Origin of the sequence: Amycolatopsis sp., from assembly GCF_035546795.1 — a bacterium.
In the GTDB taxonomy this organism is placed as follows: Bacteria; Actinomycetota; Actinomycetes; order Mycobacteriales; family Pseudonocardiaceae; genus Amycolatopsis_E.
Map to the genome: position 1 here is coordinate 1 of NZ_DASZWC010000031.1, position 16,312 is coordinate 16,312.

Annotated in this window: 15 protein-coding genes and 2 tRNA genes; 7 read left to right on the forward strand and 10 right to left on the reverse strand. The window is 68.4% G+C overall.

Annotation, left to right across the window (positions count from 1 at the left end):
- Nucleotides 1-90 precede the first annotated feature (90 nt).
- Entirely contained in the window at nucleotides 91-1,188 is a 1,098-nt protein-coding gene (locus VHD82_RS19355) for a winged helix DNA-binding domain-containing protein (RefSeq protein WP_325705431.1), read from the reverse strand.
- A 139-nt stretch (nucleotides 1,189-1,327) separates the two neighbouring features.
- On the opposite strand from VHD82_RS19355, the gene VHD82_RS19360 reads away from it, so the two are divergent.
- Entirely contained in the window at nucleotides 1,328-2,326 is a 999-nt protein-coding gene (locus VHD82_RS19360) for a beta-ketoacyl-ACP synthase III (protein WP_325705434.1), read from the forward strand.
- A gap of 5 nt (nucleotides 2,327-2,331) precedes the next feature.
- Here the strand turns inward: VHD82_RS19360 and VHD82_RS19365 are convergent, their stop codons facing one another.
- The 7 genes from VHD82_RS19365 to VHD82_RS19395 all read right to left on the reverse strand — a co-directional run bounded on the left by VHD82_RS19365 (nucleotide 2,332) and on the right by VHD82_RS19395 (nucleotide 9,102).
- Nucleotides 2,332-3,813: an adenylate/guanylate cyclase domain-containing protein gene (locus VHD82_RS19365; protein ID WP_325705437.1), complete on the reverse strand. Its 1,482-nt coding sequence runs from the start codon at nucleotides 3,811-3,813 to the stop codon at nucleotides 2,332-2,334.
- 48 nt (nucleotides 3,814-3,861) lie between these two features.
- Nucleotides 3,862-4,791, reverse strand: a complete 930-nt coding sequence (locus VHD82_RS19370; RefSeq protein ID WP_325705440.1) for a Ku protein — start codon at nucleotides 4,789-4,791, stop codon at nucleotides 3,862-3,864.
- An 11-nt stretch (nucleotides 4,792-4,802) separates the two neighbouring features.
- A complete protein-coding gene (ligD, locus tag VHD82_RS19375) occupies nucleotides 4,803-5,690 on the reverse strand; it encodes a non-homologous end-joining DNA ligase (RefSeq protein ID WP_325705443.1) in 888 nt (295 codons plus the stop codon).
- Nucleotides 5,687-6,634, reverse strand: a complete 948-nt coding sequence (ligD, locus tag VHD82_RS19380) for a non-homologous end-joining DNA ligase (protein ID WP_325705446.1) — start codon at nucleotides 6,632-6,634, stop codon at nucleotides 5,687-5,689. Before ligD (VHD82_RS19380) ends, ligD (VHD82_RS19375) begins: the two co-directional genes overlap by 4 nt.
- Nucleotides 6,635-6,673: 39 nt before the next feature.
- Entirely contained in the window at nucleotides 6,674-7,489 is an 816-nt protein-coding gene (locus VHD82_RS19385) for a SigB/SigF/SigG family RNA polymerase sigma factor (protein WP_325705449.1), read from the reverse strand.
- Complete coding sequence (locus VHD82_RS19390) at nucleotides 7,486-7,923, reverse strand: ATP-binding protein (protein WP_325705452.1); 438 nt, start codon at nucleotides 7,921-7,923, stop codon at nucleotides 7,486-7,488. The genes VHD82_RS19385 and VHD82_RS19390 overlap by 4 nt, the downstream gene beginning before the upstream one ends.
- A gap of 123 nt (nucleotides 7,924-8,046) precedes the next feature.
- The gene (locus VHD82_RS19395) at nucleotides 8,047-9,102 is read right to left on the reverse strand and encodes a Vms1/Ankzf1 family peptidyl-tRNA hydrolase (RefSeq protein WP_325705455.1); all 1,056 of its coding nucleotides are present in this window, start codon (nucleotides 9,100-9,102) and stop codon (nucleotides 8,047-8,049) included.
- Nucleotides 9,103-9,176: 74 nt separating this feature from the next.
- On the opposite strand from VHD82_RS19395, the gene VHD82_RS19400 reads away from it, so the two are divergent.
- Nucleotides 9,177-9,941 carry a sulfite exporter TauE/SafE family protein gene (locus VHD82_RS19400; protein ID WP_325705458.1) on the forward strand — a complete coding sequence of 255 codons (765 nt, stop codon included), beginning with the start codon at nucleotides 9,177-9,179 and terminating at the stop codon, nucleotides 9,939-9,941.
- Here the strand turns inward: VHD82_RS19400 and hisC are convergent.
- Nucleotides 9,923-10,981: a histidinol-phosphate transaminase gene (gene hisC / locus VHD82_RS19405; protein ID WP_325705460.1), complete on the reverse strand. Its 1,059-nt coding sequence runs from the start codon at nucleotides 10,979-10,981 to the stop codon at nucleotides 9,923-9,925. The genes VHD82_RS19400 and hisC overlap by 19 nt on opposite strands.
- Nucleotides 10,982-11,087: 106 nt before the next feature.
- Between hisC and VHD82_RS19410 the strand changes: the two genes are divergently transcribed.
- From VHD82_RS19410 to VHD82_RS19430, 5 genes are all read left to right on the forward strand, one after another.
- The gene (locus tag VHD82_RS19410) at nucleotides 11,088-11,714 is read left to right on the forward strand and encodes a dienelactone hydrolase family protein (RefSeq protein ID WP_325705464.1); all 627 of its coding nucleotides are present in this window, start codon (nucleotides 11,088-11,090) and stop codon (nucleotides 11,712-11,714) included.
- Between the two features lie 14 nt (nucleotides 11,715-11,728).
- Nucleotides 11,729-13,714, forward strand: coding sequence for an acetoacetate--CoA ligase (locus tag VHD82_RS19415; RefSeq protein WP_325705467.1), 1,986 nt, complete (start codon nucleotides 11,729-11,731; stop codon nucleotides 13,712-13,714).
- Nucleotides 13,715-13,803: 89 nt separating this feature from the next.
- A complete protein-coding gene (locus VHD82_RS19420) occupies nucleotides 13,804-15,480 on the forward strand; it encodes a phosphatidylglycerol lysyltransferase domain-containing protein (RefSeq protein ID WP_325705472.1) in 1,677 nt (558 codons plus the stop codon).
- A gap of 65 nt (nucleotides 15,481-15,545) precedes the next feature.
- A tRNA-Ser gene (locus VHD82_RS19425) sits at nucleotides 15,546-15,635 on the forward strand.
- Between the two features lie 43 nt (nucleotides 15,636-15,678).
- Nucleotides 15,679-15,751, forward strand: a tRNA-Arg gene (locus VHD82_RS19430).
- 100 nt (nucleotides 15,752-15,851) lie between these two features.
- Here VHD82_RS19430 and VHD82_RS19435 read toward each other — a convergent pair.
- Nucleotides 15,852-16,312: tyrosine-type recombinase/integrase (locus VHD82_RS19435; protein ID WP_325705469.1), on the reverse strand; the 461-nt coding region annotated here is incomplete at its 5' end.

The window sequence follows — 16,312 nt, forward strand, 5'->3', positions numbered from 1 at the left end:
GCCCGCTCCGCCGCGCCGCGAAGGGCCGGCCCGCCCGCTTCGCCGCGCCGCGGCCGGCCCGGCTCGGCGTGGCGCGGCGAAGCGCGGTCGTCAGGTGAAGCTGATCTCGTGGGTGGTGTCGGGGGCGGCGAACTGCAGCAAGCGGTTGCCGGAGCTCTCCAATGCCGAAGTGTCCTTTCTGGACAGGCGCTCGAAAGCCTCGACGACGAGGGTCGTCGACCTGCGTGCCTTGGCCAGTTTCCAGGTCCCCCGCACGAAACCGTTCACCAGCACAGTCCCGGGAAAGATGCCGTTGCGGACGCCGAACACCCGCTTCCGACTCTCCTCCGACATGACGCGGGTCCGGTCGGCGTGGGACAACAGGAGATTGTCGAACTCCGCAAGGAAGCGTGGCGGGGCCGACGTGTCCGGGTCCGGCCGCGGGGCTTTCGGCAGGTCGAACAGCTCCCGGCCCTCCTCGGTGGCGAACACGGCCAGCTCATCCCGGACCCGGTCCACGACCTCGCCCATCCGCGCCAGACCGCTCCACGCCTGGATGTCGTTGACGGTCGCCGGGCCGAATGCCGCCAAGTAGCGCCGCACGAGGTCTTCCAACGACGCTTCGGTGGCAAGTGAGCGACCGAGCCACTCCTCTGCCGTTGCGTAGATCGTCTGGCCGCTGCGGCCCCACACTGCCCGTGGTGGCAGCTGCACCAACGGCAACCGGCCACGGGCGGCATGCGCCAGCGCTGCCGGGGCGCGATCCGGCCACCAGGCGGCCAGCGCCTTGCCCAGCTCGGCCCCGGTGCAGGCGTGCTCGGCGAGAACGGCCTTCGCGTTCGCGGCGAGCTCTTCGAGGTCGAGGTCCCGCAACGCCGCCGCGTGGGTGGTGTTGGTGCGCAGATCCCGATCGAACAGCGGCTGTACCAACGGCCGCAGCCACAAGGCGTCCGACGCTGTCACCAGGTGCACGGTGCCGCGCATCAACGCGATCCGCACCACCGAACGGTCCTCTATCAGCCTGGCGAGGTCGTCCGGCGCGAACCCGTGCAGGCGTGACCACAACCCGAAATACGGCGGAAAAGGAGCCTGGGCCTGCATGCCCACGAGATGGTGCACCGCCTCCAGCGGCGACATTTTCACCCGCTGCAAGAGAAACTGCCGGGCGAGCAGCGCCCGGTTCAGCGCACGAGTGCCGAGAACCTCCATGGGCGCACTCTAGAACCCGTCGCGGACAGGAACGGTCCTGGAACAACTCCGCGACCCGGGTAGTCCTTATGGGGCAAGTAAAGAGTGACCTGGAACACAACTCACCGGTCTACCCAGGGGTAGGGCCTACAACCGAGCCATGTATACGGGGCACTGCGCGGTCCTCGCCGGGCTGGGTGCCTGGCTGCCGCCGCGAGTGGTGGGCAATGAAGAACTTTCGCAACAGCTGGACACCTCCGACGAGTGGATCCGCACACGCACGGGCATCCGGCAACGGCACATCGCCGATCCGGATATGTCCACAGTGGACATCGCCATCCGGGCGGGCGGGAACGCCTTGCGCAGCGCCGGTTCCGATGTCGTGGACGCGCTGGTGCTGGCCACGTCGACGGCGGACCAGCTCTGCCCGGCCAGCGCACCGCAGGTGGCGTCCGGCCTCGGCCTGAGCGGGATAGCCGCGTTCGACGTCAACGCGGTATGCAGCGGCTTCGTCTACGCGCTGGCAACGGCCAGCGGGCTCATCGCGGCCGGCATGGCACAACGCGTCCTCGTCATCGGCGCCGACGTGTTCAGCAGGCTCTGCGACCCGCAGGACCGCGGCACGATCCCGATCTTCGGTGACGGCGCCGGGGCCGTCGTCGTGCGCGCCGGGTCCGCCGGGGAGCCCGGTGCGCTCGGGCCGTTCGACCTGCACAGCGACGGTGAGCTGGCCGACCTGTTGATCGTGCCCGCGGGTGGCGCCAAACAGCGGATCTCGGACAACCCGCACGACCACTTCCTGAGCATGCAGGGCACCACCGTCTTCCGGCACGCCTGCGCCAAGATGGCCGAATCGGCCAGGACGGTGCTCGACGAGGCTGGGCTCGAGGTCAACGACGTGGACCGGTTCGTCGGCCACCAGGCGAACATCCGCATCCTCACCGCGACCGCCAAACAGCTCGGGCTCCCGCAAGATCGGGTGGTGGCGAACATCGCGACCGTCGGGAACACGAGCGCTGCCTCGATCCCGCTCGCGCTCGCCGACGCCTGCGACGACGGCAGCCTGCTGCCGGGGAACAGAGTGCTGCTCACGGCCTTCGGCGCCGGGCTGACCTGGGGATCGGCCTTCCTGACCTGGCCGGAGGTCAAGCCCGGCTGACCGGCTCAGGCGGTCCAGGTGCTGGTGATCTCCTGGCGTCCGCGCAGGCGGATCTTCCGGTACGACGTCCACGCCTCCCGCTCGGCGGCGGCGCTCGCCTTGAACACGGTGTCGCTGGCGAGCACGCGACCCGGCACCTTTTTCGCGTGCTCGGTGAGCCGGGCGGCTTCGTTGACCGCGTCGCCGATCACCGTGTACTCCAGTCGGCTGCGGGTGCCGAGCTGGCCGGCGAAGACCGGGCCGCCGGCCACCCCGATGCCGAGGTCGAGTTCGCCCGCCTCCCGCACCGCATCGCGGATTGCGCGGGCGGCCGACAAGGCCGCCGTCGCCGGGTCGGCAAGCCTGGTGGGGGCACCGAAGATGCACAACGCCGCGTCGCCCTGGAACTTGTTCACCAGGCCGCCTCGGGCGTCCACCGCGCTGACCACGCTGGCGAACAGGCGGTTGAGCTTGCGAACCAGCTCATCCGGTGGCATCTGGTAGGCCAGCGCCGTCGAATCGACGACGTCCACGAACAACGCCGTCGCCTCGCGTACGTCGCCGGACAGGGATGCGCCGTGTTCCAGTGCGTGCCGGGCCACGTCGGCGCCGACGTGGCGGCCGAACAGGTCACGCATCCGGTCCCGTTCGCGCAGCCCGGCGACCATGCTGTTCACCGAAACCTGCAGCTGCCCCAGCTCACTGGCGTCGTCGACGCGCACCTGGACGTCCGTCCGGCCGCGCGCGACCAGGCCCACCGCGATCCTCAGCTGTTTGAGTGGCGCGGCCACCGAACGCGCGAGCAGGGCCGTACCGAGCGCGCCGGACACCAGGCCGACGATGGCCAGCATGATCAGGCTGCTGGTGTTGTCGGCGTTCGCCAGGTTCGGCGGGGCGGCGATGATCAGCACCCCGAGCAGCGGCGTCCCGCTCGCCACCCCCCACGTGAGCACCAGCCGCGACCGCACGGTCACGGAAATGTTCTGGTCCGGCGGGCTGACTTCAAGCGCGAGCGTGGAGATGGGACGGCCCACCCATTCCGCGGTCAGGTACATCAGGCCGACGGTCAGCAACCCACCGAGCCCGATCGTGAGGGTTACCGCCAGCGCGTCCCGCCAGGCGGCGAGCAACGGGGTTATCGCGCCGAGGAGCACCGTCCCGCCCAGCCACAGCGACCCACTGATTTCGGCCATGTGGATCGGCAGCCGCAGCGCCCGGTTCGCTTCGGCCGGAGTCGGGGTGCGGCCGAGCGCGAACCACAACGCCGTCCGGCGGTGCAGGATCGCCGTCCACAGCGAGCCGACGACCACCGAGAACGCCACGTAGATCGCCGCGCACAGCACGAAAATCCAGTTGTGCCGACCCATGTCGGCGGGTAGCCCCTGCAGCACCAGCAGCAGGGCGACGGCGGCAGCGCCGAACAGGCTGGAGCCGACGCCTAGCCCGACGAAACCCAGCGCGGTCCGCAGCGTCACGCGGAACCTCGCGAACCGAACGACCCTGCGCACCCCGTGATCGTATGGCCGTCCACCCTCGACGGCGCCCGCAGTGCAGGTTCAGGACGCGCGGCGCGACGAGCCGACGGCTTTTTCCAGCTCGGCCCTGGACATCTTCGAACGGCCCTTGATACCCAGCTCCCTCGCCATCCGGTCCAGCTCCGCCTTGTTCAGCTCGGACAGGTCCGGTGTCTTCTTCTTCGACGAGCCCTTGCGGCGTTTCTCCACGCTGCGCGAAAGGGCGTCGAACAGATCCACGACCTTCGTGGGCTCGGCGGGCTCCTCCTCGACCGAGACCTTCCGGCCCGCCTTCTTGTCGTCGATGAGCTTGAGCACCCGCTCGTTGTAGACGTCGTGGTACTGGTCGGGGTCCCATTGCTCGGTCATCGAGTCGATGAGGCTGACCGCCATTTCGAGTTCCTTGCCGGGCGCCTTCGTCTTCTCCGGCAGCTTGCGCAGCTCCTTCGACGGGTCACGCAGGTCGTCGGCGAACAGCAGAGTGTCCAGCGTCAATACGCCTTCGCGGGCACGGACGGCGGCGATGTGCTCCCGGCCGCGCATGACGAACCGGGCCACCCCGGCCTTCTCCGTGTGCTCCATCGCTTGCACCAGCAGGCCATACGCCTTGCCGAACTCCTCCTTCGATGGCGCCAGCCAGTAGCTTTTCTCGAAGTACACCGGGTCGATCTCGGCCAGCTCCACGAACGCCTCGATGTCGATCGAGCGTGACCGGCCCGGTGCGATCTCGTCCAGCTCTTCCTGTTCCACCAGCACGTATTCGCCGTCGCCGAGGTCGTAGCCCTTCACGATGTCGTCGAAGTCGACCTCTTTGCCGGTGCGCTCGTTCACCCGCCGGTACCGGATCCGGTCGGACGTGCCGCGCTCGAACTGGCGGAAGTGCACGGTGTGGTCCTCGATCGCGCTGTACAGCTCGACGGGCACGGTCACCAGGCCGAAGTTGACCGCGCCGCTCCAGATCGCTCGCGCCATGAGGTGCCTCCCTAGCTCAGCCGACGCAGCCGCTCGCGTGCCTTCTCCGCGGATGCGCCACGGGAGTGCAGATCACGCCACGGATCCCCTTTGCGGGCAAGCCTTTGCTTGATCTTGCGCAGCTCGAACCCGTTGGGCTCGGCCCGGCCGAGCTCGTCCCAGTCCAACGGTGTCGCGACGGCCGCGCCGGGCCGCGCGCGCAGTGAATACGGCGCGACGAAGGTCTGCGCGTAGCCGTTTCTGTTGGTGTCAAGGAAAACGCGATCGCCGCGCTTGTCCTTGCGCTGCTCGGTGGTGAGCCGATCCGGGTCACCGGCAGCCAGGTGTTCGGCCACTTCGCGGGCGAACGCGCGCACCAGCTCGTAGTCGGCCGAGGTGTCCAGCGGTGCCACGACGTGGAAACCGCGCCCGCCGGTGGCCTGTACGAACGGCGTCAGACCGAGTTCGTCGAACAGATCCCGGACCTGGCGTGCGATCCGGCGCAGCTCCTTCACCTCGACGCCGTCCGGCGGATCGAGGTCGACCACGAGCAGGTCCGGCCCGTCCAGTCTGTCCACTGTGGACGGCCAGACGTGGAATTCGATCGTCGCCTGGTTCGCCAGGTACACCAGGGAAGCTTCGTCTTCGCAGATGACGTGGTGCACGGTGCCGCCGGCGCGTTGTGGCACGGCCTCGACCCGTAGCCAGTCCGGGAAGTGGCCCGAGGCTTCCTTCTGGAACCAGCCTTCGTGCGAAATCCCGTCGGGGTAGCGGCGCAACGTCAGCGGGCGGCCACGCAGATGCGGCAGCATCGACGACGCCACCTGCCGGTAATACTCGACGACATCGCCCTTGGTGACGTCGTCATCGGGGTAGAAAACCTTGTCCGCGTGGGAAATCTTGATCTCGTCGGGATTCATCGCTGCTCCCGAACGACCTCTTCGGCCGGTTTGTCGTCGCGCTGCCCAACGAACCGTGGATGCCGCAGCCTGCCGTCGGTGGTCCACTCGGAGAACCGCACCTGCACCACGAGCTTCGGCTCGACCCAGCGCGGGCCGCGCTCCGGCACCACGTCGTCGAAAGGCGACCGGTCCCGTCCGAGCTCACCCAGCGTGCCGGACAGCTCGCGCAAGGTCGCCTCGGTGTAGCCGGTGCCGACTTTGCCCGCGTAGCGCAGCTTTCCGTGGTCGTAGTAGCCGACGAGCAACGCACCGAACCCGCTGCGTGAACCGCCCGGCTTGGTGTAGCCGCCGACCACGAACTCCTGATCCCGCACGCATTTGAACTTCAACCAGTCCGCCGAGCGGCCGGCGCGATACGGCGCGTCGGCGCGTTTCGCGATCAGCCCTTCCCAGCCGTGCTCGCACGCGTAGCGGAAGTACTCCTCGCCGTCCGAGTTGCGGTGCTGGGAGTAGTGCAGCGGGCCTTCCCAGTCGAAAGCCTTCTGCAGCAGGTGTTTCCGCTGCCGCAGCTGTAACGCTGTCGCGTCGGAATGGTCGAACACCAAGAGGTCGAACAGGTAGTAGTGGACCTGGACCCCGGTGGCCTCGATGCGTTTGCGGTCGGTCAGGTGCAGCCGCTGCTGCAGCCGGGCGAAGCTGGTCTGTTCCCCATCGAACGCGACCAGTTCGCCGTCGGCCACGAAATGCGACCCGCCGAACTCGGCCAGCGCTTCGATGATCTCGGGGTAGGAGGCGCTGATGTCCTTGTGGTTGCGAGACCACAGCACGGGCTCGTCCCCGGCGCGCGAACAGATCGCGCGCACCCCGTCCAGCTTCCGCTCGAACAGCCAGTCCGTACTGGAGAAGCGGCGCTGGGTCAGCGTGGCGAGCATGGGCTCACGCCAGCCTGGCTCGGTCTCCATGATCATCGGGTACCCCCGCTCCCGCAGGTCGAAACGATGCTACGGCGAGCCGAGCACGTCGTCTTGCTCCGTCAGGCCGTCGCGCAGGCGCTCCAGGGTGCGGGCCAGCAACCGCGAGACGTGCATCTGCGAAACGCCGATCCGCTCAGCGATCTGGGTCTGCGTCATGTTGTGCACGAAGCGCAGGCCGAGGATTTTCCGCTCGCGTTCGGGCAGGTCCTGGATCAGTGGCAACAGCGCCTCGTGGTTCTCCACGCCTTCCAGCGCGGAATCCTCCTCGCCGAGGGTGTCGCCGAGCGCGAGGTTTTCGGTGTCGCCCGAGAGCACCTCGTCCAAGGACATCGAGTGGTAGGCGTTGCCGGCCTCAAGCCCCTCGAACACCTCGTCCTGGCTGATGTTCAGGTGTGCGGCGATCTCGCTCGGCGTCGGGGCGCGGCCCAGCCGTTGCGCCAGCTCGGTGTTCGCGCTGGAGATCGACAGGTGCAGTTCCTTGAGCCGGCGCGGCACCCGGACCAGCCAGCCGGTGTCCCGGAAATGCCGGCGCACCTCGCCCATCACGGTGGGGACGGCGAAGGACAGGAAATCCGAGCCGCGGGTGGCGTCGAACCGGTCCACCGCGTTGATCAGGCCCACGGTGGCGACCTGGACGAGGTCCTCCTTGGCGACGCCGCGGCCGGAGAACCGTTGCGCGATGTGTTCGGCCAGCGGAAGGTGCCCGGTCACCAGTTCGTCGCGCAGTTCGGCGCGACGCGGGTCGTCCTCGTTCAAGGCGGCGAGCTCGTCGAACAGCGGAGCGAGATGCTCGTATTCGTTGGACGACGTGGGCTTTGCTGGCTCGGCTCGGGAGCCGGTCACGCGCCAGCCCCTGGCACGTCCACGACCACGCGGCGTTTGGCCAGTTCGATGTCCACCTGGTGGCCCTGCTGCCCGTTCGAGGTGACTCTGGTGTCCACCGAATCGGTCAGCGTGGTCAGCACCTTCCAGCCGAACGACTTCGTGCTCGGTGCGCTGTCGGACTCCGAGTGCACCGTGCCGGTGAACGTCAGTTCGTCGCCCGTCACCGTGAACCGGCAGCGCATCGTGCTGCCCGGCACGGCACGGGTGATCAGCGTGGAGCAGGCCTCGTCGACGGCGAGACGCAGGTCGGCGATCGCGTCGAGGTCGAAATCCGCGCGGGTCGCGATGGTCGCCACCACGGACCGCACGATGGGCAGATGCCCCAGGTCGGCGCCGAGCCGGAGCTCGATGTCATTACGCGCATGCAGGGGCGGGGGTTCCCAGCCGGTCACTTTCACCTCGCCATAGGTTGAATACTGCCTGCGCATAATGATGCCTCGATCGGGGGAACCGCGCTCGGTGGCGTCACCGCTCGACAGCTTTGCGTAGCAGCTATTCGGTTGTTTCGGGATCCGTCAGCCATGTCGCAGGATCGCGCCGAAGCCTTCGGCGAGTTCGCTGTCCACGGCGATCAGCTCGGCGTCGACCGCGATCGCCGCGAACGGCACCGCTTCGTCGGCGCGGTTCTCGTGCGCTTCGGAAGCGCCGAGCGTATGCAGTTCGGGTTCGGTCACGGCGATCTGGGTCGGCTCGTCGCCACGGAAGACGGTGCCATCGCCGGGATCGCCGATCAACAGGGTCTCGACATTGCCTTCGAGCAACGCGGCCGTCACAGCCTCCAGACCTTCCACCGCGAGCCCGTTTTCGCGCCCGAGTTCGCTGCGGAACCGCTCCAGCACGTCATTGCGGCGGCGTTGCTTCGTCGCGGTCACCAACTCGTCGGCGACATCGGCGTGTGTGACCTCCTGCACGATTTCCTGCACCCGCTTGGGCAATGCCTCGTGCACGGCTCGACGGCCCTGGATTTCGCCTGCCAGCAACACCAGCCCGGCGCCGGTCCGGTCGGCCACTTGCGTGATCTCGTCGGCGATTTCGCTCACGTTGCGGCGGATCGTCTCCTCGACCCGCTGTCGCATCTCGTATTGTGCCGGGCCGCCGCCGCGGGTCTGGTGCACCGGGTGGTCGCGCCCACTGACGCCGTCGGACCGGATCTCTTCGCCATGCTCGTCGTACGCCGTGACGGTGGCGTTGACCTGGTCCAGGGAGGCCACCACGTGCCTGATCCCCGGCTCGGCGTAGCGGGTCAGCGGAAGGACGTACGGCAGCTCGGAAACCCTGGTCAGCGTCTCCGCCGGCGGCTCGTCCAGCCGCTCGTCCAGAAGCACTTCGCTGCCGGCGGCGAGCAGCGCCCGTCCGCTGCGCCCCACTGCCGGCGGACCGTCGCGGACCGCTGCCTCCAACGCGTCGAGCGCATCGGTGGGAGCGTCCTGAGCGGCGAGCCGCTCGCGCAGATCACGCCACTTCAGTTCCAGCTGCTTGGCCGCGTCCTCGGTGTCATGGCTGTCCTCGAAGTAGACGGCCGTGAACGGGCCCGACGTGTCGATCAGCGGGCGTAGCGTCGTCGTCTGCATGCGCCCCGAGGTACCCGAGCGTTTCCGCCGCAAAACGTGTTGTTGACTGGAGGCGTGGCGACGAGGGGTGACGGGTGAGCTGGTGGCATGCGGTGCTGGTGCTCCTCGCCGGCGTGTGGGCGGGTGCGATCAACGCCGTTGTCGGGTCCGGCACGCTGGTCACGTTCCCGGTGCTGGTCGCGCTGGGCTACCCGCCGCTGACCGCGACCACCTCCAACGCGATCGGCCTCGCGCCGGGCACGGTCAGCGGCGCGATCGGCTACCGGCACGAGCTGACCGGCCAGGGGCGGCGCATCGTCCGGTACTGCGTGCCGTCGTTCCTCGGCGCGATCGGCGGCACGATCCTGCTGCTTTCCCTGCCACCCGACGCGTTCGAGAAAATCGTGCCGGTACTGGTCGGGTTCGCCGTGGTGCTGGTGGTCATCCAGCCGTGGGTCTCGAAGTGGGTCAACCGCCGCCGGGAGAACCGGTCCGACGTGAAGGCGCACGGCGGCCCGTTGTTGCTGTTCCTGATCTTCCTCGTCGGCATCTACGGCGGATACTTCACCGCGGCGCAGGGCGTGCTGCTCATGGCTTTCATGGGCATGCTGCTGACCGATTCCCTGCAGCGGCTCAACGGCATCAAGAACGTCCTCGCCGCAGTGGTGAACATCGTGGCCGGCACGGTCTACGCGTTCGTCGCGCCGATCAGCTGGCCAGTGGTCGGACTGCTCGCCGTCGGCTCGACGCTCGGTGGGCAGCTGGGCGCGAAGATCGGGCGCCGGCTGCCGCCCACCGTCCTGCGTGGAGTGATCGTGCTCGTCGGGGTGGCCGCGATCGTTCAGCTGTTGCTGCGGTAGCTGCGCGCCGCGTGCAGGAACAGGTCGTTCTCGTCGTGGTGGCTGATCGTGACGCGAACCCCGTCGCCGGCGAACGCGCGTACCACGACCTTGTTCGCCAGCGTGTGCTCGGCGAACTCCAATGCCTTGTCGCCCAAGGGCAGCCAGACGAAGTTCGCCTGCGTCTCCGGCACGTCGTAGCCGGCCTCGATCAGCTCCCCGCGAACACGGTCGCGCTCGGCCGCGATCACTTCGCACCGCGCGAGCAGCTCCGGCTCGGCGTCCAGCGAAGCCATCGCCGCGATCTGCGCGAGTGAGTTGACACTGAAGGGGATGTACACCTTCCGCACCGCTTCGGCGACAGCCGCCGGCCCGGCGAAGTAGCCGACGCGAAGCCCGGCGAGCCCGTACGCCTTCGAGAAGGTACGCAGCACGGCCACGTTGTCCCGCGAGCGCACGTAGTCGAGGCCGTCGGGCACGTCGGGATCGGTCGCGAACTCCGTGTACGCCTCGTCCAGCACCACGAGCACGTCCTCGGGAACCCGGTCCAGGAACCGTTCCAGCTCCGCCCGCCGCACCGCGGTGCCGGTCGGGTTGTTGGGGTTGCATACGAAGACCAGCCGCGTCCTGGGCGTGATCGACGCGGCCATCGCGTCGAGGTCGTGGGCGTGCGTGCCGTCGAGGGGCACCCGCACCGGGGCGGCACCGGCGATCTGCGTGACGATCGGATACGACTCGAAGGAGCGCCAGGCGAACAACACCTCATCGTCCACACCGCACATCGCCTGCACGACCTGCTGGCACAGCGCCACCGACCCGCAGCCGACCGCGATCTGATCGGCGGGCAGCCCGAACTTCTCCGCCAGCCGGCCCGCCAGCTTCGCGACACTGATGTCGGGGTAGCGGTTCATGTTCTCGGCCGCTTCGGCGATGGCCTTCTTGACGCTGGGCAGCGGACCGCCCGGCGTCTCGTTGCTGGACAGCTTGATCGCCCCCGGCACAGTGCGACCCGCGACATAGCTGGGTAACGAATCGAGATCGACGCGGGGCTGGACGGGCATTGCGATGCTCCTTCTGGGGGAAAAGCGGCTTGCTGTCACGGTATCTCGTGCCCGGTGATGAGCCGCATGTTGACTTCTGTTCACCGCGAAGTGGTTGAGTAGTGAGATGACGCAGACGCACACCGAACACTACGAGCGCGAGGACGGCCGCGCGATCGAGTTGACCTTCGCCGAACCGGAGAACGCGGTGCGCGGCGGCCTGGTCGTGCTGCATGAGGCCGATGGCATCTCCGACGGCGTGCGCCTGCTGATTGCCAGTCTCGCCGACGAAGGCTGGCTCGCGGTCGCGCCGCACATGCCGTTCGAACCGGCGCGGGAGGATGTGCTGGCAGCGACGGACATCACGCTGGCCTGGCTGACCGAACACGGCGTGCAGGCGGATCTGATCGGTGTTGTCGGGTTCGACCTCGGCGGTACGGCGGCACTGGTCGTGGCGTCCAACCGCAAGCTCGGCGCGGCGGTCAGCGTGGGCGGGCAGAGCAACGGCGAGCTGCCCGCGCTCGTGGAGATCGCCGGGAAGCTGACCAGCCCATGGCTCGGCATCTACGGCGACGCCGGCGACGAGCTGGCGGCAGCGGACGTGGAGCAGCTACGGGACGCCGCGGCCACTTCGGGCACCGTGACCAACGTGGTCCGCTACCCCGGCGCCAACCACCGCTTCGACGCCGACCCGGACGCGGCCGTCGAGGCGTGGCAGCGCACGTTGAATTGGTTCGACGCGCACCTGCGCTGACGTAAAGTCAGCGGGTGACCAACGCTGCTGACATTCCCGAAGTCCTCTGGCGACCGAGCCCAGAGCAGGTCGCCGCGTCCAGAATCCAGGCCTTCCGCGACTGGTTGCGCACCGAGCGTGACGTGCAGGTCGCCGACTACGCCGAACTCTGGCGGTTCTCGACCGAGGATCTGGCCGGTTTCTGGGGCGGGGTGGCGGATTTCCTCGGCGTGCGCTGGCATGACGAGCCCACCGAGGTGGTCGCCGACGCGAGCATGCCCGGCGCGCGCTGGTTCCCCGGCGGCACGCTGAACTACGCGGAGCACGCGCTCAGCGGCGGCGTCGCCGGTGCCGCGAAGCAGGACGAAGACCTGGCGGTGATCTTCCACCGCGAGGACGGGCTGGAGGCGCAGCTCAGCTACGGTGACCTGCGTGCCCAGGTGGCCGCCGCGCGCGCCGCGTTGCGGGAACTCGGTGTGGGCAAAGGGGATCGGGTCGTCGCCTTGGCGCCGAACTGCCCGCAGACGCTGGTCGCTTTCCTCGCCACGGCGAGTCTCGGCGCGACGTGGTCCTCGTGTTCGCCGGACTTCGGGGTGCGCGCGGTCGCCGACCGGTTCACCCAGATCGAGCCGAAGGTGTTCATCGCGGTCAACGGATATGTCTACAATGGACGGTCCTTCGACATCCGGCCGACGATCACCAAGCTGCGCGAGGAAATCCCGGCGCTGCAAGCCACCGTGCTGATCGATTACGTCGGCGGCGGCAGCCTCGACGGGGCCCTCGCCTGGGAGTCGCTGCTGGCCGAGCACGCGGGCGCGGCGCTGGAGTTCGAGCCCGTGCCGTTCGACCATCCGCTGTGGGTGCTCTACTCGTCGGGCACCACGGGGCTGCCGAAGGGGATCGTGCACGGGCACGGCGGGATCGTCGTGGAACACCTGAAAGCCCTTGCGCTGCAGATGGATCTGGGGCCGGGCGACCGGTTCTTCTGGTTCACCACCACCGGCTGGATGATGTGGAACTTCCTCATCGCCGGCCTGCTCACCGGCACCACGATCGTGCTGTTCGACGGCAGTCCGGGCCATCCCGACCTCAACGCGTTGTGGCGGCTGGCCGAGAAGCACCGGATCACCTACTTCGGCACGTCCGCGCCGTTCATCCAGAGCTGCCTCAAGGCGCACCTGGAGCCTGGCGCGGAGCTGGACCTGACGGCGTTGCGCGGGATCGGCTCCACCGGGGCGCCGCTGTCGGTCGAGGGATTCCGCTGGATTGCCGAAAAGATCGGCCCCGAGGTGCAGATCTGCTCGGTCTCCGGTGGCACCGACCTGTGTGCGGCGTTCGTCGGCTCGGCGCCGGATCTGCCGGTGTGGCTGGGCGAACTGTCCTGCGCCGCGCTCGGTGCGGCCGTCGCGGCCTTCGACGACGACGGCAACCCGGTCGTCGAACAGGTCGGGGAGCTCGTCGTCACTCAGCCGATGCCGTCGATGCCGGTGTACTTCTGGCACGACCCGGACGGCTCCCGGCTGCGCGAGGCGTACTTCGAGTACTACCCGGGCATCTGGCGGCACGGTGATTGGATTCGGATCACCGAGCGCGGATCGGCGGTGATCTACGGGCGCAGCGACTCCACCCTCAACCGTGGCGGGGTGCGGATGGGCACAGCGGAGTTCTACCGGGTGGTGGAGGGGTTCGAGGAGATCGCCGATTCGCTGGTGATTGACACCTCCGGTGCCGGGAATACGAACGGTGAGCTGTTGTGTTTCGTCGTGATGGCACCCGGCAAGATCCTGGCGGATGTCGAGCCGGCCTTGCGTCGGCAGCTCAGGGCGGAGCTTTCGCCGCGGCACGTACCGGATCGGTTCGTCGAGGTGGTTGAGGTGCCACGCACGCTCAACGGTAAGAAGTGTGAGGTTCCGGTGAAAAAGATCCTCGCCGGGATGGCCCTCGACCGCGCGGTGAGCCGGGACGCGCTGGCGAACCCGGACGCATTGCGGCCGTTCGTGGCACTGGCCCAGGGCAGATAGGCAACAAAAGGGGGCACGGGGTTTTGGCGGGGAGGGCGTTGACCGGGGAAGAGCAGCAGGCGCACACGCATGCGCCTGCGCTCTGGCGGTTGACCGGTGCCGCGTCGGTGGCGGCGATCACCTGGGTGACCAGGCTGGTCGGGGTCGTCGCGGTGATCTCGGTGGTGGTGCCGGCCGGCCGGCGCGGCATGCGTGGCCATGTCGCCGAATGGCTGGAGCTGCCACAGGACGCCAGCACCGCGGCCGCGGCCGTGGTGCTGGTCAGCGGGGTGTTGCTGATCCTGCTCGCCAGCGGGTTGCGGCGGCGCAAGCGCCGGGCCTGGCAGCTGGCACTCGCCGCGAGCGTGCTGCTGGCGCTGTCACACCTGGGGCTACGGCACGTGATGGGCGCCGGCTTGGTGTCGGTCGCGCTGGCTGTGACATTGATCGCGAACCGGCGGCATTTCATCGCCCAGCCCGACCCGGTGACCGGGAAATGGCGCGCGGTGCGGGTGTTCCTCCAGTTGCTGGTGGCCGGGCTGGTGATCAACTTCGCGATGCTCTCGTTCGCGCCGCACAGTGTGCTGGAGCCGTTGAGCTTCCAGGACAGGCTCGGGGAGTCGGCGCTGGCGCTGCTCGGGCTCAGCGGGCCCGCCGTGTTCCACATGGGCTGGATGGACGATCTGACGATGTCCGTCGGGCTGTTGTTCGGCCTCGGAGCGGTGCTGGTCGCGGCGTATTTTCTGCTGCGCTCGGCCGAGCCGGCCCCGCACCTGTCGGAGGCGGACAAGGGGAAGCTGCGCGAGCTGCTGGACCAGCACGGCGAGCGGGACTCACTCGGCTACTTCGCGCTGCGGGACGACAAGTTCGTCGTGTTCTCGAAAACGGGCAAGGCGGCCGTCACCTACCGGGTCATCGCCGGTGCCGCGGTCGCGTCCGCGGATCCGCTGGGCGACAGCGAAGCCTGGCCGGGGGCGATCGAGGAGTTCCTGGAGGTCTGCCGCTTGCACGGCTGGGTGCCGGCCGCGATGGGCTGTTCGGAACTGGGCGCGACCGTGTGGTCCCGGTTCCACCTGGACGTACTGGAGATCGGCGACGAGGCCGTGGTCAACGCGGAGACCTTCACCCTCGAGGGCCGCGTCATGCGCGGTGTCCGCCAGGCCGTCTCGCGCACGAAGCGGGCCGGGTACAAGGTGCGGGTGCGCCGGGCCGAGGAGCTTGGCGACGGCGAGTTGGCCGAGCTGGAGGCGCTCGCCACGAACTGGCGCGGCAGCGAGACCGAGCGTGGTTTCTCGATGGCGCTGGGTCGGATGGGCGATCCGGGCTCCGTGCTCGTCACCGCCGAGCAGGGCGGGCAGACGCGTGGGCTGCTGCAGTTCGTGCCGTGGGGGAAGGAAGGCCTGTCGCTCGACGTCATGCGCCGGGACCGCAGCGCCGACAACGGCGTGAACGAGCTGATGATCTCCGAGCTGCTGCTGGCGGCGCGCGAGCACGGGGTGAAATACGTCTCGCTGAACTTCGCCGCGTTCCGGAAACTGATGGAGCAAGGCAGGCGGATCGGTGCCGGCCCCGTCGCGCGCATCTCCGCGAAGGTGCTCGGCTGGGCGTCGCATTGGATCCAGATCGAGACCCTGTACCGGTTCAACGCCAAGTTCCAGCCCGACTGGGTGCCGCGGTACCTGGTGTTCCCCGGCGTCCGAGAGCTGCCGCGCGTCGGCGTCGCCGTCTTCGAAGCCGAGGGCCTCGGCGGCCGGTCGCGCTGGCTGATGCGCATGCTGCAGCGGTGATGGGGGTGCTTGGTGGGGTGTTGCCGGGGCTGTGTAGGCTGCTCTAGCAGTGGACGTTGATTCCGGGAGGCTTCGCCTAGTCTGGTCTATGGCGCCGCACTGCTAATGCGGTTGGGGGTAACCCCCCCTCCCGGGTTCAAATCCCGGAGCCTCCGCTCAGCGCCCGGCATGCCGGATGCTAAGTTAATAACTGAACAAGCGCCCGTAGCTCAACGGATAGAGCATCTGACTACGGATCAGAAGGTTAGGGGTTCGAATCCCTTCGGGCGCGCGTCTGGTTGAGACAGCAGTACAGGAAACCCGCTGGTGACGGCGGGTTTTCTGCTGTCTGGGGTGATCATGGTCCCGCCGTCACCGAGGCTGGTTGCCAATTAATTGCCAGTTTTGCCGAAGGGCAGGCTGCCCAGCGCGTCCGCACCTGCCCGGGACTTCTGGCCGCGCCCCATGTAGACGTCCATCGTCATCGAGGGGTGGGCGTGACCGAGGATGTCGGCGATCTGCCGGGCGGTGAGACCGGCCTCGTCGAGCAGCGTGGCCACCGTCTTGCGCAGCGTCTTGAACGTCACCCACTCGTAGCCGTGGCGCCGCCGGAACGGGAGCCAGTGCCGGTTGGTGAGGTTCTGCACGTTCTGGTAGCCGCCCCGGCTGTTCGGGTAGATCGGTCCGGTGGGTTCGGTCAGGCCGAGCCGTTCCCGGCGCTCGACCAGCATGTGCACGTACCAGCGCGCTAGCGAGATCGGTCGTTGAGCGTTTTCAGTCTTCCCAGCGTTGCGCATCATGCCCTTGCCGCGAGGCTGAATGAGCCCACCAGTGACGTTCAGCTCTTCGGCTT